1 protein-coding gene is annotated in these 406 nt (G+C 70.7%); it reads right to left on the bottom strand.

Annotated features, from left to right (window positions below; all coding sequences use genetic code 11):
* Positions 1 to 3: 3 nt before the first annotated feature.
* Positions 4 to 406 (bottom strand): DUF1214 domain-containing protein (locus tag BA175_RS29070; protein ID WP_139131422.1); only part of this gene is annotated, 403 nt, incomplete at its 5' end.

The following is a 406-nucleotide window of genomic DNA, read 5'->3' on the forward strand; positions in this document are numbered from 1 at the left end:
AGGTCAGTCCACCGACTCGATCTCGCCCGGCCGCCAGGTCTTGTCGAAGAACGGCTGCAGCGGGCTGTAGAGCCGCAGGACCACGAACCACCCCCGGCCGGGTGTGGTTCGGATCCAGTTGCCGTCCGGCACACCGTCGGGCCGATCGGGCCCGAAGTGCACCGTGGTCGTGCCGTCCCCGTCGGGAACCGCAGCCGGGGTGGGATACGCCTGGCTGCCGGCCCGTGGGAACCGTTGCGGGGTGTCGAGCATCGACCGCGTCTGGTTGTCGTAGACGGTGACCGACCAGAACCGGGCGGCGGGAATGTCCGGCGGCAGCACCAGCCGGTAGTACCCACCGCCGTCGAGGGTCCGGCCCTCCCGGTCGGCGAACGAGAACAGGTACTGCGAGCCGACGCCGGTCAGC

It is taken from the genome of Streptomyces griseus (genome assembly GCF_001715295.1).
GTDB lineage: Bacteria > Actinomycetota > Actinomycetes > Streptomycetales > Streptomycetaceae > Streptomyces > Streptomyces griseus_G.